The 26119-nt window shown below is 44.7% G+C and carries 17 protein-coding genes; 8 read left to right on the top strand and 9 right to left on the bottom strand.

The window, feature by feature from the left end; all coding sequences use genetic code 11:
* The first annotated feature begins 25 nt into the window (after positions 1 to 25).
* The 3 genes from DS891_RS19630 (at position 26) to DS891_RS19620 (ending at position 5304) form a co-directional block, all read left to right on the top strand.
* Positions 26 to 2293: an aminotransferase class V-fold PLP-dependent enzyme gene (locus tag DS891_RS19630; protein WP_174170695.1), complete on the top strand. Its 2268-nt coding sequence runs from the start codon at positions 26 to 28 to the stop codon at positions 2291 to 2293.
* A 563-nt stretch (positions 2294 to 2856) separates the two neighbouring features.
* Positions 2857 to 3015 (top strand): DUF2256 domain-containing protein, encoded by a 159-nt coding sequence (locus DS891_RS19625; RefSeq protein WP_010607494.1) that lies wholly within the window; start codon positions 2857 to 2859, stop codon positions 3013 to 3015.
* A 126-nt stretch (positions 3016 to 3141) separates the two neighbouring features.
* Positions 3142 to 5304, top strand: coding sequence for a TonB-dependent siderophore receptor (locus DS891_RS19620; RefSeq protein ID WP_174170694.1), 2163 nt, complete (start codon positions 3142 to 3144; stop codon positions 5302 to 5304).
* Between the two features lie 61 nt (positions 5305 to 5365).
* On the opposite strand, the gene DS891_RS19615 is transcribed toward DS891_RS19620, so the two are convergent.
* The 6 genes from DS891_RS19615 to DS891_RS19590 all read right to left on the bottom strand — a co-directional run bounded on the left by DS891_RS19615 (position 5366) and on the right by DS891_RS19590 (position 13211).
* Complete coding sequence (locus DS891_RS19615; protein ID WP_010607492.1) at positions 5366 to 5869, bottom strand: hypothetical protein; 504 nt, start codon at positions 5867 to 5869, stop codon at positions 5366 to 5368.
* An 87-nt stretch (positions 5870 to 5956) separates the two neighbouring features.
* Entirely contained in the window at positions 5957 to 6967 is a 1011-nt protein-coding gene (ltaE, locus tag DS891_RS19610) for a low-specificity L-threonine aldolase (protein ID WP_174170693.1), read from the bottom strand.
* Positions 6968 to 7087: 120 nt separating this feature from the next.
* Positions 7088 to 8836, bottom strand: a complete 1749-nt coding sequence (locus DS891_RS19605; protein WP_174170692.1) for a hemopexin repeat-containing protein — start codon at positions 8834 to 8836, stop codon at positions 7088 to 7090.
* 361 nt (positions 8837 to 9197) lie between these two features.
* Positions 9198 to 10784 (bottom strand): sugar porter family MFS transporter, encoded by a 1587-nt coding sequence (locus tag DS891_RS19600; protein ID WP_174170691.1) that lies wholly within the window; start codon positions 10782 to 10784, stop codon positions 9198 to 9200.
* 6 nt (positions 10785 to 10790) lie between these two features.
* Positions 10791 to 11798 (bottom strand): LacI family DNA-binding transcriptional regulator, encoded by a 1008-nt coding sequence (locus tag DS891_RS19595; protein WP_010607488.1) that lies wholly within the window; start codon positions 11796 to 11798, stop codon positions 10791 to 10793.
* A 69-nt stretch (positions 11799 to 11867) separates the two neighbouring features.
* Positions 11868 to 13211, bottom strand: coding sequence for a GH1 family beta-glucosidase (locus DS891_RS19590; RefSeq protein WP_010607487.1), 1344 nt, complete (start codon positions 13209 to 13211; stop codon positions 11868 to 11870).
* A gap of 185 nt (positions 13212 to 13396) precedes the next feature.
* Here DS891_RS19590 and DS891_RS19585 point away from each other — a divergent pair, with 185 nt between their 5' ends.
* The 5 genes from DS891_RS19585 (at position 13397) to DS891_RS19565 (ending at position 18851) form a co-directional block, all read left to right on the top strand.
* Complete coding sequence (locus DS891_RS19585) at positions 13397 to 14647, top strand: sugar MFS transporter (protein WP_010607486.1); 1251 nt, start codon at positions 13397 to 13399, stop codon at positions 14645 to 14647.
* Positions 14648 to 14650: 3 nt separating this feature from the next.
* Positions 14651 to 17191 carry an exo 1,3/1,4-beta-D-glucan glucohydrolase gene (locus DS891_RS19580; RefSeq protein WP_174170690.1) on the top strand — a complete coding sequence of 847 codons (2541 nt, stop codon included), beginning with the start codon at positions 14651 to 14653 and terminating at the stop codon, positions 17189 to 17191.
* Between the two features lie 249 nt (positions 17192 to 17440).
* Positions 17441 to 17845 (top strand): DUF1801 domain-containing protein, encoded by a 405-nt coding sequence (locus tag DS891_RS19575; protein WP_174170689.1) that lies wholly within the window; start codon positions 17441 to 17443, stop codon positions 17843 to 17845.
* A 273-nt stretch (positions 17846 to 18118) separates the two neighbouring features.
* Positions 18119 to 18658 carry a YqcI/YcgG family protein gene (locus tag DS891_RS19570; RefSeq protein WP_010607483.1) on the top strand — a complete coding sequence of 180 codons (540 nt, stop codon included), beginning with the start codon at positions 18119 to 18121 and terminating at the stop codon, positions 18656 to 18658.
* 31 nt (positions 18659 to 18689) lie between these two features.
* Positions 18690 to 18851, top strand: coding sequence for a hypothetical protein (locus tag DS891_RS19565; RefSeq protein WP_174170688.1), 162 nt, complete (start codon positions 18690 to 18692; stop codon positions 18849 to 18851).
* 79 nt (positions 18852 to 18930) lie between these two features.
* Here DS891_RS19565 and DS891_RS19560 read toward each other — a convergent pair whose 3' ends face one another.
* The 3 genes from DS891_RS19560 to DS891_RS19550 form a co-directional block, all read right to left on the bottom strand.
* Positions 18931 to 19509 carry a LysE family translocator gene (locus DS891_RS19560; RefSeq protein WP_019647445.1) on the bottom strand — a complete coding sequence of 193 codons (579 nt, stop codon included), beginning with the start codon at positions 19507 to 19509 and terminating at the stop codon, positions 18931 to 18933.
* 596 nt (positions 19510 to 20105) lie between these two features.
* Positions 20106 to 23057, bottom strand: a complete 2952-nt coding sequence (locus tag DS891_RS19555; protein ID WP_174170687.1) for a TonB-dependent receptor — start codon at positions 23055 to 23057, stop codon at positions 20106 to 20108.
* Positions 23058 to 23127: 70 nt separating this feature from the next.
* Positions 23128 to 25782, bottom strand: a complete 2655-nt coding sequence (locus DS891_RS19550; protein WP_174170686.1) for a family 16 glycosylhydrolase — start codon at positions 25780 to 25782, stop codon at positions 23128 to 23130.
* Positions 25783 to 26119 lie beyond the last annotated feature (337 nt).

The raw sequence follows: 26119 nt of genomic DNA, 5'->3' as shown, positions 1-26119 counted from the left end.
TTTGCTTATACCTAAAGGCACAATCATGACAGTAGAATCGGTGTTACCTCAAATATATCTAGATGCTAATGCAACAACCCCTGTATTAGAGCAAGCAGCAGACGCAGCATTGGTTACCATGAAAACCATGTTTGGTAACCCGAGCAGCAGCCACATTACAGGCCTACAGGCTAAGCAACTGATGGAACAAACTCGTCAAAAAGCACGTGCGGTGCTGGGTTCTGGTCATGGTCGAGTGATTTTCACCAGTGGCGCAACAGAGGGCATCCAAACCGGCATACTATCAGCCCTTTGTGAAGCAAAAAAGAAGATACAGCCAAACAAAAAATATACACTACTTTACGGGGCAACTGAACACAAAGCAGTACCAGAGTCACTTAAACATTGGAATCAAATTTTAGAAATTAATGCCGATGTCAAAGCCATTCCGGTTGATGGTGCAGGTAATCTGGATTTAGCGTTTATCGCAAATGAAGTACCTAATGCGCTAATGATTTGCACTATGGCTGTCAATAATGAAACCGGTGTATATCAAGACCTGAACCAATTAGAAAACGTAATAAGAAAGCATAATTCAAATATTTTTTGGATGGTTGACTGTGTTCAGGCGCTGGGTAAACGCAATTTAAACCTAGCGAGAACAACTATTGACTACGCACCTTTTAGCGGTCATAAGCTCTATGCACCAAAAGGCATCGGTTTTGTTTATATTCGAGAAACCGCGCCGTTTACGCCATTTATTGCTGGCGGTGGTCAAGAGAGCGGTTTACGCTCAGGGACAGAAAACTTACCTGGCCTTGCCGCGCTGAATGTGATTTTTGATGAACTGCTAAAAGAAAATGACAGCCAATTTGCAAGCGTAGATAAACTACACGATTTTCGAAATCAACTAACACAAACGCTCAAAGATGCGTTCCCGACTATTGTATTTAATAATCACTTCAGTAATAGCGTTCCGACTACACTAAACTTTGCAATTCCGGGATTTAGCTCAAAAGAAATCATGGATTTGTTTGACGCAGCAAACATCCGTGTCAGCTCGGGCTCAGCGTGCAGTTCAAAGGTAACGCGCAGTTTTGTGCTAGATGCCATGGGACTCCCTGCATGGCAAAGCGAATCGGCTATTCGACTGTCTTTTGGTCCTGCCACAACCCAAACTGAAATAGACGCGGCGTGTGAGCGCATTCTCCATTGTGCTCAGGCACTCGGTCACAGTTGTCTCATGCAAGCGGCGAATGGCGTTAACAATAAAGAAGCGCTTGACGGCCTAGTACAATTTAAAGTGGGTGGTGCATGCTGTTGGTTGTTTGCTGATAAGCAGTCAAAAACGGCGATTATTATCGATCCACTTCCTGAGCTGGTAGAACGTCTTAATACGATATTGGAATGCCAGCAGCTAACACTGCTCGCTGCGCTTGATACACATGGGCACGCCGATCACGAATCGAGTCGAACCACACTGAATTTACCAAAACAAACATGCGACCATTTAGGCTGGCCAACTCAAACTACACAAATTGACTATAAAGGCCAGTCACTTGAAGCGCTAGTTATTGGTCATTTCCGTCTTGCAAAACTAACCACCCCAGGACATACGGAAGATAGCGTCACCTTTATGCTATTGGAGCAACAACAAGATAAGTACGCCATCAGATACGTTTTTTGTGGTGACCTAATCCTGATGGGGGCATTAGGTAGAACCAACTTCTCCACCAGCTCACCAAAAGCGATGCTGAATAGCATTCAGTTACTTGCTCAGCTCATCGACACAGATACCTTGTTATGCCCAAGTCACGACTACAACAATGAGTTTGCAACCACCCTAGCGGCAGAGTGTAGTCGTAATTTACTATTAAATAGTGTGCTTCAACATGACATTGCGGTTGATGTATTTGTTGAGAAAAAGGCGCAAATAGACAAAAACATTGTTGATGAGGCTGGCAGTGAGATCATGTGTGGCGCAACGGTTTGCAATAAAAACCAATTTGAATTGCACGAGTACAACACAACAGAGCTCAATGCTCACATCGCTAACAACGAAGGTGTGCTGTTAATTGATATACGTGAACCGCATGAATATGCTCTAAATCACAACAGAGCGTTTGATCAAAATGTGCCACTAACCCGCCTTACTGACTTTATTTGCAAACAAAGCCAAGACAAGACGAAAGAGTTGGTGTTGGTGTGTCGCAGCGGCAGTAGATCACAAGTTGCAGCACGGGCGCTAGCACGACTCGGCTTTAATAATATCGGACATTTAAAAGGAGGGTATGCACTCATCCCATCAGCATAACCTTCACTGTTTCCTTTCTAAAGCCCCTACAGCGCTCGCTATGGGGCTTTTTTGATCTCACTTTTCATCACTACCGTATGAATACTAAAAATGGCTAATACCAATTGGCTTAATTAAGTGATCTATTTTGAGGCGAGAAAATCTTGTCGATAACCCCGCTACCGCGTCCTGCTATCGCCAAGGTACCTACATCCGTGTAGGCAAGACGAAAATTTTGCTATTTAACCTGAGGTTTGGATAAGGAATGTTCCAACTCATTGTTTCTAAAGAATAACTTAGTTTTTTCCTTGTCTAGCCAGAGAGTTTTAGGGAAAACACCGCTTCCGCGTCCTGCTCTCGCTAAGGTACCTACATCCTGTAGGCAAGGCGAATTTACGCACCAATAGCTGGCTATTGGAAGTGAATTCAACGCAGTTAGCGCTAAAACTGGCTGCTAGAAAGGCATTAATTATCCGCAGCTCAGGTTATTTAGTTGTTCTAAATGAGAAATTTTTAACTCAGTTAGCGTCAGATTGGCTCCTTCAAATTGAGCAAGTATTAAGACTAATTGGTATCAACCCTAAATGGCTCATAAGAAAGTAAACCTACCTTATAAAGTATGCCCTATTTGCAAACGCCCGTTTTATTGGCGGAAAAAATGGCAAAGAGATTGGGAAAACGTTAAATACTGCTCAAAGCGCTGTGCTGCCGAGCGCCGCTTAAGTATAGGGTACAACAATTAACAAAACGTGGCGAATGTTGTAACTAGAATAATGCTTTGTAATATTTGCAAATTACAGAACAATAATATTGATAATCACTCTCATCTACAATATCATTTGCGCAAACTTAGATCATAGGGATTAATCATGCGCTCATTTAAATACAAATATCCAAGCCTTATTGCCAGTGTTGCATTGGCGTTGTCTTGCTCGGCAATTGCACAAGAGCAAACAAAACAAGATAAAGACGACATTGAAATCATCGAAGTTAGCCCAAGAGGCTTAATTTCGTACGTTAGTGCTACCGCGTCAAAAACAGCAATTCCTATCGTCAAAACGCCTGTCTCAGTTTCGGTATTAACAGCGCAACGTATTTCTGATTTAGGTGCAGAAACGCTGCAAGATGCGATTGGGTATGTTGCAGGTGTTTATAATGGGCCATATGGTGTAGATACTCGAGGCGACTGGTCTAAAATTCGTGGCGTCGACCCCTTACTCTATGTTGATGGCCTGCAAAAATTGTTTGGCAATTACAACAATACCCGTACTAACCCATATGCACTTGAAAGCGTAGAGATCTTAAAAGGTCCTTCATCCGTGCTTTACGGACAGGGGTCTACAGGTGGTATCGTCAACGCAGTATCAAAATTACCAAAAGCAGACACTGAAGGTGAGATCTGGGCACAAGTGGGCAACTACGACCGTAAGCAACTAGCACTTGATTACAACACCACATTTGGTGAGCAGCAAGAGTATCAAGCACGTGCTGTTGCCATGTATCGAGACAGCGGCACGCAGACCGATTATGTTGATGACAACACACTGATGCTTGCACCAAGCTTTAGCTGGCTTGCTTCAGATGAAACTAAAATTACCTTGCTTGCCAACCTTCAGAGAAATGAATCAGGCTCTTCAACGCAATTCTTCCCGCATGAAGGCACTATTCTACCTGCAAAATACGGCCAAATTCCCAGTGAGCGTTTCGTCAGCGAGCCTGGCTGGGATAAATATGATACTGAGCAACAAGCGATCACCGCTATTGTTGAGCACAGCTTTGATTTAGACACACATATTAAGTTCTCCGGTCGCTACAGCGATAGTTCATCCGAGTACCGTACCATTTATTCTTGGCCACCAAAATTTGAAGCCGACAAACGCACTGTTAAGCGTATCGCCAGCCTCACCGACTCAAGTGCACGTAGTGTGACGATGGATCTTCAATTCCATAAATATTTGGAACTGGATGCGGTTAAACTCACTATGGTATCAGGTGTTGATTACCAAAATGCGGATACGGATTCTGATCGCGGCCGTGGCGTTGCAGCTCCACTCGACTTGTATAACCCAGTGTATGGACAAAGTACAGCGTTACCAACAGCAGTTGTCGATAACCCTGAAAACACGTTAAACAATAAACAGCTTGGTGCTTATGCTCAAGTTACTGCTGAAGTGAATAGCTGGGTACTCAATGCGGCACTTCGCTATGATGATGTTTCAAATCAGATGCAAACGGTAGGTGCAATCAAAAATAGTCAGAATGCCACAACAGGTCGGATCGGTTTGCTTTACCAATTTGAGAATGGCATAGCGCCCTATGCTAGCTATTCAGAATCTTTTAAGGCTGTATTTGGACAAAAACCACAAGGTGGCGCATATAAACCGCTAGAGGGTGAACAAATTGAACTCGGCTTAAAATATCAACCAACGGGTACCGAACACCTTATCACGGCATCTATATTTGAAATTAAAGACAAAAATCAAATACGGAAAGTTTCCCCCGAATTTGAAGTACAAGACGGTGAAATCGCGGTCAAAGGGTTAGAGCTTGAGGCCCAACTTGAGTGGCAGCACCTTGATATCTATGCAGCATATTCTTATTTAGATACGGAACAAGACGTTTCTCCGCTGTCACCTACAGAGCTCTATGTAGCACAAGATTTGGTTACGCTCATCACAGATGATACTCAGCTCTCAGCAACCCCTAAGCACTTAGCTTCAATTTGGGCGACGTACCGCGCAGATGAATGGCTTCCAGGGCTAAAATTTGGCGCGGGTATTCGACATGTAGGAAAAACCTATGATGGCAGTCGCACAGTTGAATTAAACGGCCAAACACTACATCAGCAATTAGTGACTAATAACTTTAACCTTATTGATATGATGATTGGCTATGACATTGAACAATATCAATTCAGTTTACAAGTCGATAATGTCACCGATAAAACGGTTATTACCAGCTGTTTGTTCCGTGGCGATTGTTTCTATGGACAACGTAGAACTATCAGCGCTAACGTGAAATACAAGTTTTAACGGCTAAATTATAAGAACTAAATCGCCCTAGAACCGAGACCAATGTTCATAGGGCGATGACTTAAAACTGATAGCTAACAATAAAACTACCATCAGCACGCTTTTTATGAGACTCGCCGCTTTCGCCATAACCAGCCACCAGCTTCACACTCCATCCAGACTGATTTATACCCGAGAAGTGATAGCTATAACTTAAACCTGCGCCATTGGTGGTTTCATCATCAAGTAAATCGATAATTGGCTCAAAAATACCACATGTAATATCATCATCTTCACATGCAGGGCCAGCATCTCGTGCCCCCAAAGCCCCTAACACCACGCCTATTGCATGTTTGTTATTATCAGACACCGCTTTCTCATAGCCTATAGAAAATCCATCATCTAAACCGATAAGGTAATTTCCGTACCACCGACTATTACTATCGGCTTGTGGAAGAGAAAGTTCGATTTGACCAAAAAATGGATAGCCAGTACCAACAGAAAAATCGACCGAATTGGCAATGCTTGCGGTGCTGATTAGCAAAGCAGAAATACCAAACGTAGCCTTTATCAACGAAAAGAGCATTGAATTCTCCTTATATAACTTTCGCACAAAACTAGCAGTAAACGTTCCCAAATAGAATACGTTAAATGTAACGAAATATAATACCTATCACATCAACAAATTGCTGAGTTCTGTTATTAGCTCATCCACATCGGCGCGGCTCACTCCCATATGCGTCACAAATCGCATGCCTTGATATCCTGGAGTGATATTAATGCCCTTTGCCTTTAACTGCTTTGCTATAGTAAAAAGATCAATGCCAGCTTCCACTTCAGCGAAGATAATATTCGTCTGTACTAAGTGCTTGCATGGCTTAAACCCAGGCAGTTGCTCAAGTTTATCAGCTAAATATTGCGCGTTTTGATGATCTTCCTCGAGACGCTCTACATTATGTTGCAAAGCATAAAGACCAGCCGCCGCGAGCATGCCCGCCTGACGCATACCGCCTCCAAGCATTTTTCTAAGCCTTCTCGCCTTTTCTATCAATGCTTTATCACCAAGCAATAAAGAGCCAATCGGCGCGCCAAGTCCTTTAGATAAGCAAATAGTAAATGAATCAAAATGCTTTACAATTTCTGTGATATCAACCTTTAACGCGACTGCAGCGTTATAGACTCTTGCACCGTCAAGATGGAGCTTTAAGCCATGCTCGTCACACAGCGCTCTGGCTTGTGCGATATATTCTAGACTTAAAACCTTGCCACCAATGGTGTTTTCTAAACTAAGCAGCTTAGTTTTCGCAAAATGAAAATCATCAGGTTTAATCGCTTGCTTAATTCTTTCTAAGCAAATACTGCCATCGGCCTCGTTTTCCAATGGTTGCGGCTGAATAGAGCCAAGCACAGCCGCTCCACCCGCCTCAAATTTATAATTATGCGCCTGTTGGCCACAAAGATATTCATCCCCTCTTTCACAATGGCTCATCAGTGCAAGCAGGTTTGCTTGCGTGCCTGAGCTGGTAAACAGCGCAGCTTCAAAACCATGACGCTCAGCCGCAAACTGTTCAAGTGCATTCACTGTCGGATCATCACCATAAACATCGTCACCAAGCGGCGCGTCAAACATGCTTTGTTTCATGGCGGGGGTCGGTTGCGTAACCGTATCAGATCTAAAATCCATCAATCTTATCCTTGTCAAAAGAGGAGCACACAGCATAACTGAAAAACGCGGATTGAAGTAAAAAACAAGATGAAAAAGGGAGTTGTTCACTCCCTTCAAGATCCGTTACTTTTGCAGTGTTTACTGCAACCCGGGCCAAGTACCGTTATCAATGGCTTTAGGATAACCCGCATCCACTTTGTCAAAAGTAATGCTATATCTTAGATAGCGACCGTCAGCTAAGAAGAAATAGGCACGCGTGTCGTTCCACTTTAATGCTGCACTTATCTTTGTCGCATAGGCACCAAGTCCCGGCCAAGTATTATCGTTGACAGCTTTGGGATACCCACTGTCCACTCGGTCATCTCCCAAGTCATAGCGTAAGTATTGACCATCATCTAGGAAGAAATACACCTTATCGGACGTCCAACGAAGGGTTGCGGTTATTTTATTTGCGTAGGCAGCAAGCCCCGGCCAAGTATTGTTATCAATTGTTTTAGGGTAACCTGCTCGTACCTTATCGTTCTGTACGTCATAGCTTAGGTATTGACCATCCGATAGGAAGTAGTACACCGTACCACTGTCTTTATAAAAACTTGCACGAATTTGTTCTGCATAATCGCCAAGTCCCGGCCAGTTGCCATTAGTCACCGATACCGGATAGCCATCATCCGTTTTATCTAACACAGTATCGTAACGCCAGTAGCGTGCATCTTCAGAGAAAAAGTAGCTTTTAGTATTGTGCCACTGATGCGCCGCACTGAGTTTCAGCTCGGTAACTCGATAACCAACATGCACACCCTGTTGCTCAAAGCTATAGTTATTGATGCCAGATACGGGCTGCGGGTCTTGCCACTGGGCAACACCCGCTGGCAAAGTTTCAATCAGTTGATCATTTCGATAAACACGCGTTTGTACATTCGCACCATTTAGCCACGTAAATAGTTTATTACCATAATTGAGTTTACGAACCCCTAAGTCACCGTACATCGGCGTGCTTTCAAAACCCGCTTGCACATTTGTTTCAATGCCCATGTAAGATAAAATCGTCGGTACAATCGCTGTTTGTGCTGGATAGCCATATAAACCAGAGAAGTCGGTATTAGCAGGATTAACATCTTTTGAGCTAAATTCTTTATTCAACACTTTGTTAGTGGCCATAAAGATGGTTTTTTCCGGCTCGGTTTGCTCACCGTGATGACAGCCAACAACCGGTGTACGGCCATGATCAGTGGTGACCATCACCAACCAGTTCTCACCGCTTTGCTCTCTTGCTTCAACCGCGTCGAGCAGTTTACCCAGTCGCTTGTCCGCATCTTCTACCGATTTATTGTAGGCAGAACCAAAGCATAAGCTGTGGCCCACAGCGTCCGGTTCATCTAAATGTAAAAAGACAAAATCTGGTGAGCCGCTGTTTAAGGTAGCCAGCGCTTTATTTAAATTATCGTCGTCGCTGCCTCCCTCCGATCTCCTGTCCATCAAGGCAACATCGTCACTGAAGAATTGCGTATGAATAGGTCCCCAAGTACTAAAACTTGAGATATCGGCGTTAGCATCATGTTCTGCGATGTAACGATAAAGACTGGGATAGGCTTTGTTTGCTAGGCCTGAGTCGTTGCTCGGCACTTGATGCTTATTCACCCAAACCCCAGTTAAAATTGTCGCCCAACCTGGGCCACTTTTGGTTTTTTGCTGTGTTTGTGTTTTTGCGATCCCGCCAGTGTAAGCTTGAGTTAGATATAGGCGATCAAAGTTCGGTGTATTATTGGCACCAATTTTTTCGTATTGCAGGCCATCAATACCAATAAGCAATACTTTGTTTTCAAATGCATCTGCACTTGCGGTAAATGAAAGTGCAAGTAATGCACTGCTAAGCACGGGTAATTTCATTATCTTTCCTTTAAACGTGAATCTCTGGACTAGTCCAAGAAAGATAATAAATCCCAAACATGAAAAATCGTTTACAAAAAAATTACATGGAAAAATATTTTATCGCGGGTTTTGCTAACTAACCTGAGGTTTGGATAAGGAATGTTCCAACTCATTGTTGCTAAAGCACAACTTAGTTTTCTCCTTATCTAGCCAGAGAGTTTTAGGGAAAACACCGCTTCCGCGTCCTGCTCTCGCTAAGGTACCTACATCCTGTAGGCAAGGCGAATTTACGCACCAATAGCTGGCTATTGGAAGTGAATTCAACGCAGTTAGCGCTAAAACTGGCTGCTAGAAAGGCATTAATTATCCGCAGCTCAGGTTAACTAGGTTTCGCTTCCAAACTTTCGCTTAGCTGCTCCAAGCTCTTACCTTTGGTTTCTTCCACAAACAAAAATACCAGCGCAAACGAAAGCAATGAAAACAGGCTATACAATAAAAAGGTGGTGCTTGCCCCTAAATATTCAAGCTCCCACGGAAACACTAGTTGTACAGTAAAACTGGCGGCATTATTAATCACACCGACAACGGAAATCGCAACGGCTCGAATTGCATTTGGAAATATCTCCGAAAACATTACCCACATGACTGGCCCCAGCGACATCGCGAACGACGCGACAAAAAGGGAAATCCCAAGCAGAACCAGTTTTGCTGGCATATTAATACTGTGTGCGAAAATCACTGACTTGTATTGCCGGTACTCATCTGCAGTTAAACACTGTTTTATCGCGTCATTAAATGCAACATCGGAGGTGAAAGTCTGGCCTAATATTGGTGCTAATGCATGCACAGGAAAATCGGCTACTTCTGCCTTAATTTCAGCAATATGTGCTGTATTTAGCTGATAAGTTGCTTGTTTAAAACCCCAGCTACACAACGCCATACTAAAGCAAATGCCAGTTAACCCGATGAGTAACAATGGCCGCCGTCCGAGTTTATCTATGGTCAATAGCGCAACGATGGTAAAAACCACATTGATCAGACCAATCCAAATCGCTTGCATAAATGCAGCATCAGTACCAATACCGCTTTGCTCAAAAATGGTCGGGGCATAAAAAAACACCACATTAATCCCGGTGACTTGCTGCGCGATGGCAAGCACAACCCCTACCATCAGAGGGACACGAAGTCGCTTACTAAACAAACTGCCCATTTTGCGCGCAAGCGACAAACTACTCAGTTGCAGTTTAGGTAACGCCGCTTGAATAGCATCAAGTTGCTGTTGTGCATTGTTGCTACCAAATAATCGCGTTAATGTGCGTTTAGCCTCTAGCTGCTGATCTTTCATCAATAACCACCGAGGGCTTCGTGGCAATAACAGTAACAACAAAATCCACGCCAGTGCTGGCAGCGCCTCAACACCAAGCATCCAACGCCATGTTTGAGTATCTATTTGCCAACCAGACACCCACATTGCTTCGCTATGACTGAGCTGAAGTAAGAAATAGTTAGTGAAATAGGAGATAAATAGGCCAACGACTATATTGAGCTGATTAACCGATACTAAACGCCCGCGCTGATCCGCTAAGCTGATCTCAGCAATATACATGGGCGCCACCATCAAAGAACAAAATGCCATTCCACCAATGAAACGCGCAATCACCAATGCTTCAAACGAAGTTGCGAAAGCCGAGCCAATCGCGGAGACAAAATACAAACACGCGGTCATCAGCAATGTTTGCTTACGGCCAATAGCGTCTGCCACCGGCCCTGCAATAAGTGTTGCGACCAACCCTCCTAAGGTAGGTGCACTCACGACTATCCCTTGCTGCCATGGGGTGAGCTTAAAGGCCTCACTGATAAAGCCAATTGCACCCGAAATCACCGACGCATCAAAGCCAAAAATAAACCCGCCTAACGATACAATTAAGGTGTACTTTAATGCATTGGATATCGACAGGCTGGTCATCGCTTATTACTCTGCTTTTACGGCGATAGAATCGCGCAAGATTAAGGTTGGTGGGTAGAGATTTTCTACATCGGGTTGGTGCTTCTCTTTATACACATACTTAAGTACCCAACGCGCGGCCGCATTGCCCATTTTACGAATAGGGTTATCTATGGTGGTGAGTTTTGGATAAAGATATTTGGTAAATAACACATCGTCAAAGCCTACAACGGAAAGCGCTGATGGGACATCAAGTCCAGCTTCTCTGGCCGCAGTCATCGCACCTGATGCCATCTCATCGTTTGCGCAAACCAAGGCACTAAAGCGCTGCCCTGTTTGCATTAAGTGATTAAATCCCGCGATGCCATCGGTTTCATGATAACCGCCTTCAAATGAGAGCTTAGGATCAAATGACACATTGTATTCAGCTAAGGCTTTTTGATGACCAGCCAAACGCGCTTTGGCGTCAAGCTTAAATAACGGTCCACTGATATACGCGATATCTCGATGTCCGCGCTGCAATAGCGCCTCAGTCGCTAAGTATCCACCCAGTTCGTTATCAGTATAAAAGCAGCGCTCTGCCAACTCTGGAATGTGGCGGTTCACTAGCACCAGTTCTACATCTCGTCCCGCAAGCTCAATGAGATATTCATCACTGACTGCTTCTGCATGCACAATTAAGGCATCGCAGCGCCTATCCAATAAAAATTCGATGGCTTGTTGTTCCTTTTCTTCATCACTGTGGCCCGCAGCAATAATGGCATGTTTACCCGCCGTTCTTAGCGTACTCTCTATGGTGCTCATCATGTCACCAAAGAAAGAGCCGTGTAGCTCAGATACCATAAGCCCCACACTGTTACTGCGGTTAGAAGCCAAAGATTGCGCGATGGCGTTAGGTTTATAACCTAACTCTGACATTGCCGCGAGCACCTTCTCTTTGGTTTTGTCACTCACCTTTGCATTGCCATTCATCACCCGTGACACCGTGGCTAATGATACCCCTGCAGCTTTTGAGACTTCGTAAATCGTTGCCATATCTATTACTTTTATTCCATCAGTTGTATCTGCGCACTATACCAATTTTGGCTAAAAATGCGCATAGTTTTAGACACTTGATTTACGCTCAAACAGCATCGTTTGGTAGGCTTTTGCACTCGCCTTTAAGGTTCTTTGCTGAGTATGATAATCAACGTGCACAATACCAAAGCGTTGCGTATACCCCTCTGCCCATTCGAAATTATCCATTAAACTCCATGCAAAGTAGCCACGAATATCAACGCCCTGCTCCATTGCTTGATTAACCGCGAGCAGGTGAGATTGGAAGTAAGCCAGCCTTTGCACGTCTAATACTTCGCCATTTTCCATTTTGTCGTCAAAGGCAGCACCATTTTCTGTGATATAAAGTGGTGGCAACTGGTACTCAGCATGTAACTCCCGAAGCAATGCACAAAATGAGTCTGGCACGACTTCCCAGCCCATTGTAGTGAGCGTTTCGGCACTAGGCTCAACTTGTTCATACCATCCATTACCATCAGATTGATAAATATTTCGGGTGTAATAGTTCACGCCAAGATAATCAATGGGGGCAGCAATAATCTCTAAATCTCCAGCTAGAATATCTGGTTGTACGTCTTTGGGGAGCTGGGCAAGTAAATCTGGGTACTGCCCTTCAAGAATTGGCTTGATATACCAGTGATTACAGTAATCATCCGCGATTTTTGCCGCTTCCACATCACAATGCGCTGTAGACACAGGATCCGCATTGGCAAAATTCAACACGACTCCATGAAGGCTATTTGGGCAATGCGCTCTTAACACTTGCATCGCTAAACCATGGGCAAGAAGCAGGTGATGAGCTGCTTGTCGTCCCGCCGCTTGGGAGCGCAAGCCCGGTGCATGAATACCTAATTCATACCCCAAATGTGCACTACAAAATGGTTCATTTAACGTGGTGTACGCATACACTTTATCGCCAAGCGCTTTACATACCACCTCGGTATACCGTGCAAACGCCACAGCCGTTTCTCGATTCAGCCACCCGCCCTTATCCTCAAGCGCTTGTGGTAAGTCCCAGTGATATAGCGTGACAAACACTTTTAAGCCTTTAGCAACCAACGCATCGACCAATTGTTGGTAAAATGAAAGTCCTGCATCGTTAACCGTGCCATCATCATTCATTACTCTTGGCCAAGAAATAGAAAGGCGATAGGCGTCAACCCCCAAACTGGTTATGAGTTCAACATCTTGCTGCCACCTAGATATATGCTCACAGGCAATATCACCGTTACTACTATCCTTTATCGCGCCATCATGTTCACAAAACCTATCCCAAATTGACTCACAACGCCCACGCCGCTCACCTTCGATTTGAAATGACGAAGTCGCAACGCCGAAAATATAGTCTGCCTTCAACATGGCCGAGTGTGTTGGCAGGATAATTTTATTCATGGTTAATCGTTCCAAGTTATGTGTTCACGCCAAGGTACGAGCGTGTTGTGTTAGTCACAGTGCAAGACAAAAACATTTTTTATTTGAATTCGTGTTCGCTTTCTGCAATCATCATTAAAAATGTAAGCGCTTTCATTTTTATAAATGTAAGCGCTTTACCAAAAAAAATCAACTAGGAGTTTATCGTGAGCGTACCGTCTCAACCACAGGTTTCAGCAGCAATCGCCACGGGCCATACTGGTCAGTACCGATTTGCTTTGGGGGCCCTCACCTCACTATTTTTTATGTGGGGTTTCATTACTTGCTTGAATGATATTTTAATTCCGTACCTCAAAGGCGCGTTTGAGCTTAATTACACTCAAGCGATGCTGATCCAATTTTGCTTTTTTAGCGCCTATTTTGTTGTTTCGGTGCCAGCTGGCAAATTGGTTGGAAAAATCGGCTATCAAAAAGGCATTGTAACTGGATTACTTACCGCAGGCGTTGGTTGTGTGCTTTTTTACCCAGCGGCTGAAAGTGGTATCTACAGCGTGTTTTTATTCGCGCTATTTGTACTAGCGGCAGGGATCACAGTGCTACAAGTTGCTGCTAACCCGTTTGTTAGTGTACTTGGCTCTCCCGAAACTGCCCCTGCACGACTCACCATGACCCAAGCCTTTAACTCTCTTGGTACGACTGTCGCCCCATTTTTTGGCGCCATGCTCATCTTCAGTGAGGGAAGCACAGTTGAGGTGGGCAATGCCAGCGCAACCCAATTGCCTTACTTAATGTTGGCAGCCATGCTGGCGTCATTGGCTTTGATCTTTGCCTTTATCAAACTTCCCCAGCTAAGTAGTACTACTGAGGAAGTCACCACAGGTGAAATCAAAGCATGGCAGCATAAACATTTGGTGCTTGGTGCAATCGGTATTTTCGTTTATGTTGGGGCGGAAGTGGCGATTGGCTCAACACTCGTTAGCTTCTTACATCAACCGGACATTGGCAACATGACCGAAGCCCAAGCCGCAAAGCTCATCGCATATTATTGGGGTGGAGCCATGGTCGGACGCTTTATTGGCGCGTTAGTCATGCAGAAAATATCGGGTCGAACCGTGCTTGCCTTTAATGCAGCCTGTGCATTTGCATTAGTACTTATCGCAGTATTTAGCAGCGGTCAGCTCGCCCTTTGGAGCATTTTGGCGGTCGGGCTTTGTAACTCCGTGATGTTCCCGACTATCTTTAGCTTATCGTTGAATGGGCTTGGAAAACAAACGGCACAAGGCTCTGGTATTCTCTGTCTTGCTATTGTTGGCGGTGCAGTTATCCCGCTATTTCAAGGGATGCTAGCAGACGGAATCAATCTGCAGCTATCATTCTTACTGCCAGCTTTATGCTATATCTACATCGCCTACTTTGGATTAAAAGGCGCAACTCCCCAGCGTTTCAAGAGTAATTAAGACATGAAAACGAAAATAACCATGCTAAGTCTTGCAATGGCTGTCGCAACCTTAACCGGATGTAGCGAAAGCCCAAATAAAACCAGTGTTGATGCAGCTCGCCAAGTGAAAAATTGGCCAGCGCTGACTCCTGCTATCCAAACCGATAACAATCTAGAAGAAAGAGTTCGGTCGATACTCGCTAAGATGACTCTGGAGCAAAAAATTGCGCAGATGATCCAGCCTGAGATTCGAAATATTACCGTCGCAGAAATGCGAGAATACGGATTCGGCTCATATCTCAATGGTGGTGGCGCATTTCCTTACAACAACAAACATGCAACGCCTGCTGATTGGGTCAAACTTGCCGAAGCGCTTTACCAAGCATCGATTGACGATAGCCTAGATGGCAGCACTATTCCTACCATGTGGGGAACGGATGCGGTTCATGGCCACAATAACGTCATTGGCGCTACGCTATTTCCACATAACATTGGCCTTGGCGCGGCAAATAACCCAGATCTCATCGAGAAAATCGCCCACATTACCGCAAAAGAAGTGTTAGCCACCGGGATTGATTGGATCTTTGCCCCGACGGTCGCGGTGGTACGTGATGATCGCTGGGGACGCACCTATGAAGGATACTCGGAGCATCCCGACATCGTAAAAGCGTATTCCAGCGCTATTGTTAAAGGCTTACAGGGCGATCCTAAGGCGGACTTTCTTGGTAAGAACCGCGTGATCAGCACGGTAAAGCATTTTGTCGGCGATGGTGGCACAGTTGATGGTGACGACCAAGGCGACAACATCGCCTCTGAAAAAGCATTAATTGCACTTCACGCTCAAGGCTACGTAGGCGGACTTGAAGCCGGAGCACAATCGGTGATGGCATCGTTTAACAGTTGGCATGGCGAAAAAGTGCATGGCAGCCATTATTTGCTTACCCAAGTGCTCAAAGAGCGAATGAATTTTGATGGTTTTGTGGTGAGCGATTGGAATGGTCACGGCCAAATAAAAGGCTGTACGAACGACAGCTGTGCAGAGGCCATTAATGCCGGCATTGATATTGTCATGGCCCCGAACGACTGGAAAGCCTTGTACAACAATACGCTAGCGCAAGCAAAAAGCGGCGCTATCGCGCAGTCTCGCATTGATGATGCAGTAAGTCGTATTTTAAGAGTTAAACTCCGTGCGGGACTTTTTGAAAAACCAAGTCCTGCAAATCGTCCATTGGCTGGCAACTCAGAAATCATTGGCGCAGAGTCGCACCGTAAAGTCGCGCGCCAAGCCGTACGTGAGTCACTGGTTTTACTCAAAAACAAAGATCAACTATTACCACTTAAACCGAACCAACATATCTTGTTGGCAGGCGATGGTGCCGACAATATCGGCAAACAATCGGGCGGATGGAGCATTACCTGGCAAGGTACCAACAACACCAATGCCGACTTCCCGGGCGCTACTTCTATTTATGATGGTATAAAGCAGCAAGCAGAAGCGGCTGGTGGCACCGTCACATTAAATACTCGCGGTGATTTTGAAGATAAGCCTGACGTTGCCATTGTGGTATTTGGCGAAGATCCCTATGCAGAAGGCCACGGTGATAGAGCAACACTTGAATACAAGCCGTCTGATAAATCTGATCTCGCATTACTCAAACGCTTTAAACAAGCTGGAATTCCTACAGTGGCGGTGTTTATCAGTGGTCGCCCAATGTGGGTAAATCCTGAACTCAACGCATCCGATGCATTTGTGGCAGCATGGTTACCGGGGTCTGAAGGAATTGGTATCAGTGACGTATTACTGGCCGACAAAAACGGCCAAGTTCAGTATGATTTTACTGGCAAGCTTAGTTATTCTTGGCCAAAAATGCCGACACAAATCGTAAATTACCAAGATAAAAATTATGACCCGCTTTTACCTTATGGTTTTGGCTTACGTTATTCAGACCAAAATGTATTAGCAGATAATTTACCAGAGCAAATACAAACTCAGGCAAATCTCGCCAGCGGTGTAGACTTGCTGGTAAGATCAATCAATAAACCTTGGCAAGGCCATCTATACAGCAGTGCCGAAAATCAACTGATAAATGCCAACACCCATACGCTTGGTGGTATTAGCTACCGCACAACGGACAGAGAAGTACAAGAAGATGCCATTCAGCTACTTTTTGACGGTAGTCGACGCAGCGGCTTTAGACTCGCTAGTGAAAGCTACTTTAGAGAAGACATAAGCCCAAGTATTCCAACCGACAGCGCTCTTACCTTTAAAGTACAAGTTGATGCAGCGCCAGATAAACCGGTTTGGGTAGCGATGAGCTGTGAAGGCGAAGCGGACGCAAACGGCTCATGCACCGCAAAAGTCGATATTGCTAAGCAACTTCAAGCTATGCCTTTAGCCAAATGGCAATCACTAAGCATTGACCTCAATTGCTTTACAGCCCAAGGCATGGACTTCACTAAAACCGTTGTCCCTTTCGAGCTTTCAACCGCTGGAATACTAGAGGTAACGCTGTCTGAGATACAGATCTCTTCAGAAGCATCACCAACACTAAGCTGCAATTAGTCCCCTTAACACGATGTGGGCACGAAGCTGTGTTCACATCGTTTTTTAGTGTCTAATGAAGCAACTTTAATGTGGACTAGAATTTAAGAAATCTAAGGTAAGCCAATTGTCTGATGCGCTCGTTTATTCTTTTTACAGGGCACAAACAAGCGATTTAAAAAGTCACACCAAGAGCACACTTGCCCTCACCTGCTCAATTTAATACTCTACTTTATGAGCTAAATGAGCTAATACCAAGGAAGAGCCAGAGTGTCAAACATAGCCGAACAAGTGATTAGTACCTATCCACCTGCTGCACAAGCAAAAATCAGGGCACTGCGTAGCCTCGTTATTCAGGTTGCCAGTGAGCAAAACTTTGGCGCAGTGATTGAGGCAATAAAGTGGGGAGAGTTAAGCTTTAGTGTTAAATCGGGTAGTCCTTTCCGTATGGCTTGGAAAGCCAAAACGCCTACTAACTATCACCTTTATTTTCACTGTCAAACGAAGCTAGTTGATACATTTAGGGTACTATTTTCCGACGAGTTACAGTTTGAAGGAAACCGAGCGATAGTCCTTAAACTGGAAGAAGACATGCCAGCCGCGCTACTCTACCGCTGTATCGCCATTGCAATGGACTATAAAAACCTCAAAAACTTACCTTTACTCGGACAATAACAACCAATCTGGGTAAACCTTGCCCGGAGCGAAAAACCCACCGTTACCAATTTTTACAACCGTGTACTTCTTACCTGAATAAAACGTGAAAAATTTACCCCATTAAAACACGAAGATTAAAAACCAATTAAATTCAATAACTTAAACATTTAAATTTGTGGTTCGAGCCTTGCTTACATAGTGATAGATAAACAATGTAGATGCATTTCGCCATTCAGCATTGGAAACCACCAAAACCAACTAGCGCAAATAACAACATTAGGAGCATAAAACATGACACCACAACCCGAGCTGCAAGATAGTTTTATTGATTTCGTGAACAAGCAGCAATTTCCATGCATTTGTGGTGGTAATAGAGCCGAATTAGCGTTTAACCATGTTGAGGTTTTAGGTTTTGGCGATCTCACCTCAAGACACAACAACTTTAGTTTGATAACGAGCCTCTATTCTTTTGTCGAAAAGGTAGATTTTGACAGCATGAAAAGTGCCGCGTTTGTGGCGGTTTTTGAGCAGAGCCAACACTTAGATGACAGCGACTTTAATAAGTCTGTTTGGCGTAAACTGCTGGAATTGCAAAACCTAGTTTCGCAGAGCACTCCTAGAGGGCCGCATTCTCAATCGTCAGATTGCAGCAATAATTTTCATTTTAATTTGGATGGCGAGCCGCTTTATATCACTTGTTTAAGCCCTACAAGCGCATCGAGAAACAGAAAGTTTAAGTACCCAGCGATTGTTTTTAACTTAATGCCTCAGTTTGAGGTCCCACAGAGTTTCCGTGTCGTCGAATCACACGTAGAAACCCACAGAATTTAATGCACATTGTACCAACGGAGAGGAACTAGATATGAGCAACATCATGGTAATCGATTTTATTATTTACGTCGTCATTGGCATATTAACAACTTTGGGTTGTTTTGGCTTAATGAGTGCTTCAAGCGCTTATTCAAATCTAAGTAGCCCAACCAGTCGCACTAAGGCGAGTAAGTCTGCTGCAGTGCGGAGCTAAGCGATGCCGAATTCAAGCTTTGCTCCCTTTAACTACTCACGGTAAAAGGGAGTATGCTTACATTTTTAAGCCACTCAAACTACTTACCGGCGGCAACTAAACCGGCGCCAAACCCAAAAAACACGCCACCGCTCACTTTGTTCATCATCGTCATACTCTTCGGTGACGACAATTTAGTCTTAGCAAGGCCAGAAAACACCGCATAAGAAATATGTACCATAAACACCAGCAGGCTAAAGGTAAAAACCAGCAACATAAATTGCGGCATAAAGGCATTTTCCACATTGATAAATTGCGGAAAGATAGACATAAAGAAAATAACAGCCTTAGGATTGGTGATCGAAACAAAAAAGCCTTCTAAAAAGCACTTTTTCATCGTACTTGCAGCAATAGACTTGCCTATTTTACTTTCACCTTTAGTTCGCCACATTTTGTAGCCTAAATAGAAAAGATATGCAGCGCCAATAAATTTAACGACCGTAAATGCCAACACCGAATTGGCTAAAATCACACCTAAACTTGATGCCGATACCGCAGCGACAATCAAAATCCCGAGCGCGACACCACAAATACCAGCTAAAGACTTGGCAAAGCCTCTTTGAATTGAGTTATTGATAGTCAGCATCACCGCAGGCCCTGGTAATAAAATTGTCGCCAAAGCGACACCTACAAACAGCAAATAATTGTCCAAAACATCAACCCCGCAAACATGTCCGATTCACACTCACTGCATCATCACACTAAATCATGAATTTACAAAGTAATATGCGATAGGTGGGAGCTACGTACTGAGTTTATCAATGATATTTATCTTCGAACTCAGCCTTATCATTTCCCTATGCAATATGCGCTTGAATGAGCGCGACATAAAGTCGCCCCTACTGAAGTAAGTAGTTTAGAGCCAAAAAATGCAGACTCATCGGTCTGCATTTTTATGCCAATTTGCTTAATTAAGTGAAATTGGTATTAGGGCCTGTTGATCTTTCAAGTTTGTTTTTGCAGCAGTTTGATTGGTATTTATACAAGGCAGAGCCTGCGTAGCATAGTTATTCTATGTAAGTTAGGCGATAACACAGTAGAAATGCCAATCAAGCACTGCCCTTTGGGTTCCCCTGAGTGCGCTTTGTTCATTGTTGCTCAACTTTTGCTTAGATTACTAGGCGGCAAGTCGAGCGTCGCGATCAAAACACACTCAGGAGAACAAAAATCAAACAGCAAAGGTCAACAGGCCCTAGTGAACGGATGCGAAAAAGATCACTCAAAAGTATACCTCACACCAACCGAGTATCTCGGACCGTATTGACGAGCAAATAAGAATTGCTCTTCATAACGACCATATCCTTGCTCGGTTTCATTGTTTAAGTTAATACCTTCAAAGAACACCGTAAACTGCTCATCAATATCGTAATTCACACTAACGTCCCATTGACCGTAAGACTTGGCATATTGCGGTGGTGCATCTGCCGAGCCTTGCGCTTGACCTACCCCGATAAGATAAGCGTCACGCCATGCGTAGGTTAACTTCACCGATAACCCGTCTTTTTCGTAAAATGCTTGGAAGTTAGCCGAGTCACTCAACCCCGTCAGCGGTGCTTGCTGCACTAAGCTTTCACTATCAAACTCAACATCGCCATCAACAAAAGTTGCGTTTACACCAAGGCCAAATCCCGTTTCACCAAATAGGTGCTGTACCGCCACTTCAAAACCATCAACCGATTTGCTATCGGTATTTTGTGGCTGACTGATGTTCCATACCATCAATGGATCGTCACTGCTTGGTTCAATTTTGCCATCGGCATTACCGTGACCATTGGCGATCATTTGCGCAAAAATGGCATCACTGGTTGCCTGCTCTCCACGGGCTTCAATGTCTGCAATCGCTTGTTTATACCTTGGACCATTGTAAATATCGTAAAGACCTTCAATGGTGGTTTGCGTGATTGTGGTTTGAATAAAGTTATCGACCTCTTTTTTGAAGTAACCAAGTGACGCGTAACTTCCTTCGTTGTAATAATATTCAAGTGAAAAATCTAGGTTGGTCGACTCAAACGGTAATAGATTTGTATTGCCTCGAGAGCCAGTTCTTGCTCCCGGTTTTGGGCTGCCTGACAAACTTCTGCCACCAGCGAGATTACTAAGCGGCGCACGCGACATTGTTTTGCCCCAAGACGCTCGTGCAATTAAATCTTCGGTGAGATCAAAACGCACATCTATCATCGGTAATAGAATGTCGTAATCCCCTTGCTGCGTTAAGAAGTTGTCATCACCGCCCGCAGCGTATTGCATAATCCATTCTGATGGACTGTCCCAATTCACTTGCGTTTCCACACGCTGACGCACCACACTTGTCACATCCGTTTGTTCATAACGAAGGCCTGCGTTGATTTGCATAAAGTAGTCAGAAAATTCAAACTCCCATTTGGATTGCAAGTAGATGCTGTCAGTGGTTTCATCAACTCGACTTTGGCTATCTATGCCATCAAAATAGGCATCCGCCGAGTAGTAGTCAGCACCGATCACATCTTCTGTAAGATACGCAAGCTGCCTTGCAATAGCTTCATCAAAGTCATAAGTATAGTAATACCCCGGCTGTAGGTCACTGCCACCACCAGCGAATTGGTCTAGCAAATCGCCAGTTTCATGGCGCGTAAACATGCTATCTGGGAAAATTTCTTTAAACGAAGGATTAAAGCCCGGTCCTCCTCGTAGACCACTCCACGCTTCATATCCCCCAGTTGACTGTTCAGTGCGAGCTGCACCAAACTGCACACTCACTAGGCCAATATCAAAACTGTCGTTAAACCAAGTGGTATCAAGTTGCAACTGCTCGACCGTTGCCTCTCCGGGAGAATGGATAAATTGGCTAAAGTTAGAATCAATTTCACTTGCCATGAGTTCATTCGTGCCATTTTTCCAAAGCACATTTGCATGCGGCACTTCGCCCTGCCGATAATCATAAATCTTAGTGAGCAACTGATCTGAGCCTAAGATGATTTGACCATCACTACCCAAGCCTTTATCTGCGCCATTATCGGTTTCGTTTTTCGAGTCGTGATAATCAAGCTCTACATGCCAATTATCGTTAATTTGCCAGTCCAGATTTAAGCCAAGTGAACGCGCCTCGACTTCCGTCGTATTCCTATTAGCAGTAAACGACGCATCATTACCACCAATATCGGCATAAACCGCGGTGCCATTTGCATCTAACTCATAGGCGTTAATATTACCGCCAAACTCATTCCAAATACCCCACCCCACCGTATTAGAGCCAGTTACGGCAAGGCTTGCCGTATAATCTAAGGTGGCAACAAAACCGTTAGTTGGTGCATATTGAAAGGTAACTTGACCGTTCGTTCTTTCTCGCTCTAGATCTTCGATGCCGTAGTTCATGTCTTTTGGAAAAAAGTAATTTCCGACTTTATTACCCTCGGCATCTTCAGCACGGCCATCAATGATTTTAGATGGGTCTAAATCAGGTAGATCAACATTGGCCTGCCAGCCTTGAATATTGGCTTGCTGCTTTTGAAAATCACGTTGCTGATGGGAGAAGGAAAATCCAAAACCAAAGGTTTCATCGGCAAAGGTATTACTATAAACCGCGGAAACCTCTGGTGTAACATCATCTCCCGCTTCGTTAGAGGTATCAACAATCGCCTTTGCTGTTGCGCTAAAGTGTTGCCCTGGGCGTTGTAGTGGCTTAGCCGTGACAATGTTGACCAAAGCCCCTAAACCGCCACTTGGTACATCAGCACGCCCGGTTTTATATACCTCAAGCGCACTCACGCCTTCTGCGGCTAGGTTTTCCAAGTTATACGAGCGAGTATTACCTGTGCCCGGCATTTGACGACCATTTAATGTCACCAAGTTAAAATCAGGCCCAAAACCACGTACGGTAATTTGGCTGCCTTCACCGTTGGCGCGGCTGACCGAAACACCGGTGATCCGCTGTAAAGACTCGGCTAAGTTGGTATCTGGAAATTTCCCCATTTCCTCTGCCGAAATGGCATCCATAACCCCCGATGCGGAGCGCTTTAAATCCATTGAACGGATCAAACTTCCGCGGATCCCTTTCACTTCGATCACTTCGACTTTTTCGGCTGTTTGTTGCTCTTCTGCTTGAGCTATGCTGACCATACCCGCATTCATCGCTATTGCTAGCGACAACTGAACGGCAAGCTTACTTTTATTGAATTGTTTGTTATTCATGACTGCCCTGCGATTCTATTCTTGCTGCTGGATCACCGAGTTCAAAGCACTATTGGCGATCCACACTGGCTTATTGACTGATGATTTCAACATTGTCTATGCGGTAAACGGCGCCTTCGCCCATTCCCCAGCTGGGGAATACCATCAAGACATCAATGGCACTAATATCGAGTCCTGCATCGTACAAAGCTTGAAGTGGAAACGTATAAGTTTGCCATTTGCCAACTTCTGGAGCTTGACCTTCAGCGCTTTGGTTTAGAGCAAGCTCTACCGCCGCACTAGCATCATTTGACTCAATTTTAAACAGCCATTGAGCGTCGATATTTGCAGGTGCTGAAGTCACCTTCATATCAAACTTAACTACGCCAGTTTCTAGTAAATGGGAAGCATCATAATAGACATCGTCATCCGCTAAGAACCCCATCACGGTTGGGGTTGCACCAATAACAAATTGCGCAACTTGACCATGGGCTGCATCTTCGTCTACTTCTATTGTGGGTGTAGAGCCACCACAGCAATCCCAAATTGACCACTGCTCAGCAGCTTGATCTTTGAATAAGCTTAGACCGCCACTCGCCTTGTCACCGTCAGGATGAAAGATTTTTGCGTTATCAACACGATAAACCGCACCGCTACCTGAGCCCCAAGCTGGGAAAATCATCACCACATCAATTGCACTTGGATCAAGTCCTGCCTGAGCCAAAGCTTCAATTGAGAAAGTATAGGTTTGCCATTCACCGGCCTGTGGCGCTGCACCTTCTTGTGATTCAGATAGTGGTAGCTCAACCGCACTCGCGGCATTGTCAGACTCAATTTTAAGTAGCCAAGGGGCATCAGGCGTTGACGGTAAGCTCATGACTTTCATCTCAAACTGTACTACGCCACCTGCTAAAATTGCAGTTGCATCAAACGGCTTTCCAGCTCCGCCCACTTCTGTTCGAGACGAAAACCCCATTACCGTTGGTGTGTCACCAATCGTAAATTCAGCAACAATACCATGCGTCGCATCGTCAGAGACTTCAGTCGGTGTCGAGCCACCACAACAATCCCAAAGCGGCCACTCAGCGTTAATGGCATTTTCAAATAAGGTCAACGAAGGTAAGTTTGTATCCTGTGCAATCTCAACCTTATCAACACGATAGATAGCACCGTTTCCGGCACCCCATGCTGGGAAGATCATCACGACATCAATAGCTGATACATCAAGTCCTGCATCAGCCAACTGCTGTAGTGGGAAGGTATAAGTTTGCCACGAGCCTGCGGCTGGTGATTGTCCTTCAACGCTTGCAAAAAGATCGAGTTCAGCAGCGCTAGAAGCACCTTGGCTTTCAACTTTAAATTTCCATGCTGCGCTTGGTTCTGAAGGCATTTGTGTCACTTGCATATCGAACCGAATATAGCCCGATTCTAGCATACTCGTTGCATCAAATGGCGAGGCTTTACCGCTTGGATCTGTGATAAATTCGGCACGGCTGGTAAAGCCATTTACGGTTGGCGTCTCACCGACCATAAACTCAACAACATTGCCACGGCTTTCGTCTGCAACCAATGCAGGCGTAGAGCCACCACAACAATCCCAAGCTGGCCAGTTAACATTAAAATTATCATCAAAGATGGTTAGGTTTTTAGCGGTACCCGAAGAAGGTGGCGACGGAATAGGTGCTTCGCCTTCGACTAACGCATCCTCAAGGTCGTCGTAGCCTGGACGCACCGTTTCACATCCTTTGCCCGTTTCAGGGTTAGAGCCGCATTCATACACTCTGACATAGTCAACCACAAACGATTGTCCGTTCACAAAGGCGTCCGAGTCGATACCTTTATTATTAACGTTTTCAGGCCAATCACCGCCAACGGCAAGATTTAAGATAAGATGAAACTGTTGATCAAAAGGCGCACTATCCCAATGAGTAACCAGCTCGCCAGAGCCTTGCTCGTAGTATTCAGCAAACCATCCACGGTGTTTTAAACCAACCGCTTCTTGCTTTGAGTTGTAACGAACCTCCGATTGACGTTGCGTGGCATAGAGATAACCATCAACGTACCAACGGATCTCACCCTCTTGCCACTCCACAGCATAGGTATGGAAGTCATCGGCTGGATTTACACCATCAGGTATGGCGTATGCTTTACCGGTGTGAACATTATTAGGCCAATCACGGCCGTAATGAAGCGTGCCATGCACGTTAGATTCAACCGAGCCATCTTCACTAGCGACCTTGAGATTTACCGCTTCCATAATGTCTATTTCACCAGACTTGGGCCAGCCACCGTAAACCTCATCCGTAGGCAACATCCAAAACGCGGGCCAACTGCCTTGCCCGCTTGGTAGCTTGGCCCGCATTTCGAATCTGCCATACTTAAAGTCAGCTTTATATTTGGTGTTCAATCTTGCCGAGGTATACGGCAGTTGTGCGCCTGCTTGCGCAGGGGTAGCGACAATATTCAGCATGCCATCGGCAATAAACGCGTTCTGTTCACTGTCGGTGTAACACTGTTTTTCATTGTTGCCACCGCCGTCGCAATTTACCTCGTGCGTCCACTTAGATGTGTCTATCGCATCGCTATCAAATTCATCGCTCCACACTAGCGTCCAGTCTGAAACCGGCGCTGTGGTATCAACGGATTTATAATTAGTTTCTGTCTCGGCGCTTCCGCCACATCCCGCTATGATAGCCACAGAGATTGCGGTACATAGCCTTGTTAATTTTCTTGCTGCAATTTTCATCAGTTACCCCGATGCAAAACGTCGTTGTCAAATGGTTGAATGCTAAGAACTTTATTATTTAACCTGAGGCTTAGATAAGCCGTCGATTAACTCATCGTTTCTCAGAGCAGATTATTTAGCTATACGCTGGAAGACTACTCAGCGCGTTCCTAGCAACAAATGTAAGCGCTTACAAATGGAGTTAAAAAAACACACGCAAAATGTAAGCGCTTTCACAAAAGTAAACTAAGTTAATTTATTCGTCAATATTAAATTGTCATAAGGTGAAAATCTGCATGGTATAAATACACACTTAACAGATCAGTAGCATCTAATAAAACCGCAGCAGAAAAAGCCG

Origin of the sequence: Pseudoalteromonas sp. JC28, from assembly GCF_013319255.1 — a bacterium.
Lineage (GTDB): Bacteria > Pseudomonadota > Gammaproteobacteria > Enterobacterales > Alteromonadaceae > Pseudoalteromonas.
This window is presented reverse-complemented; position numbering and strand designations above follow the sequence as displayed.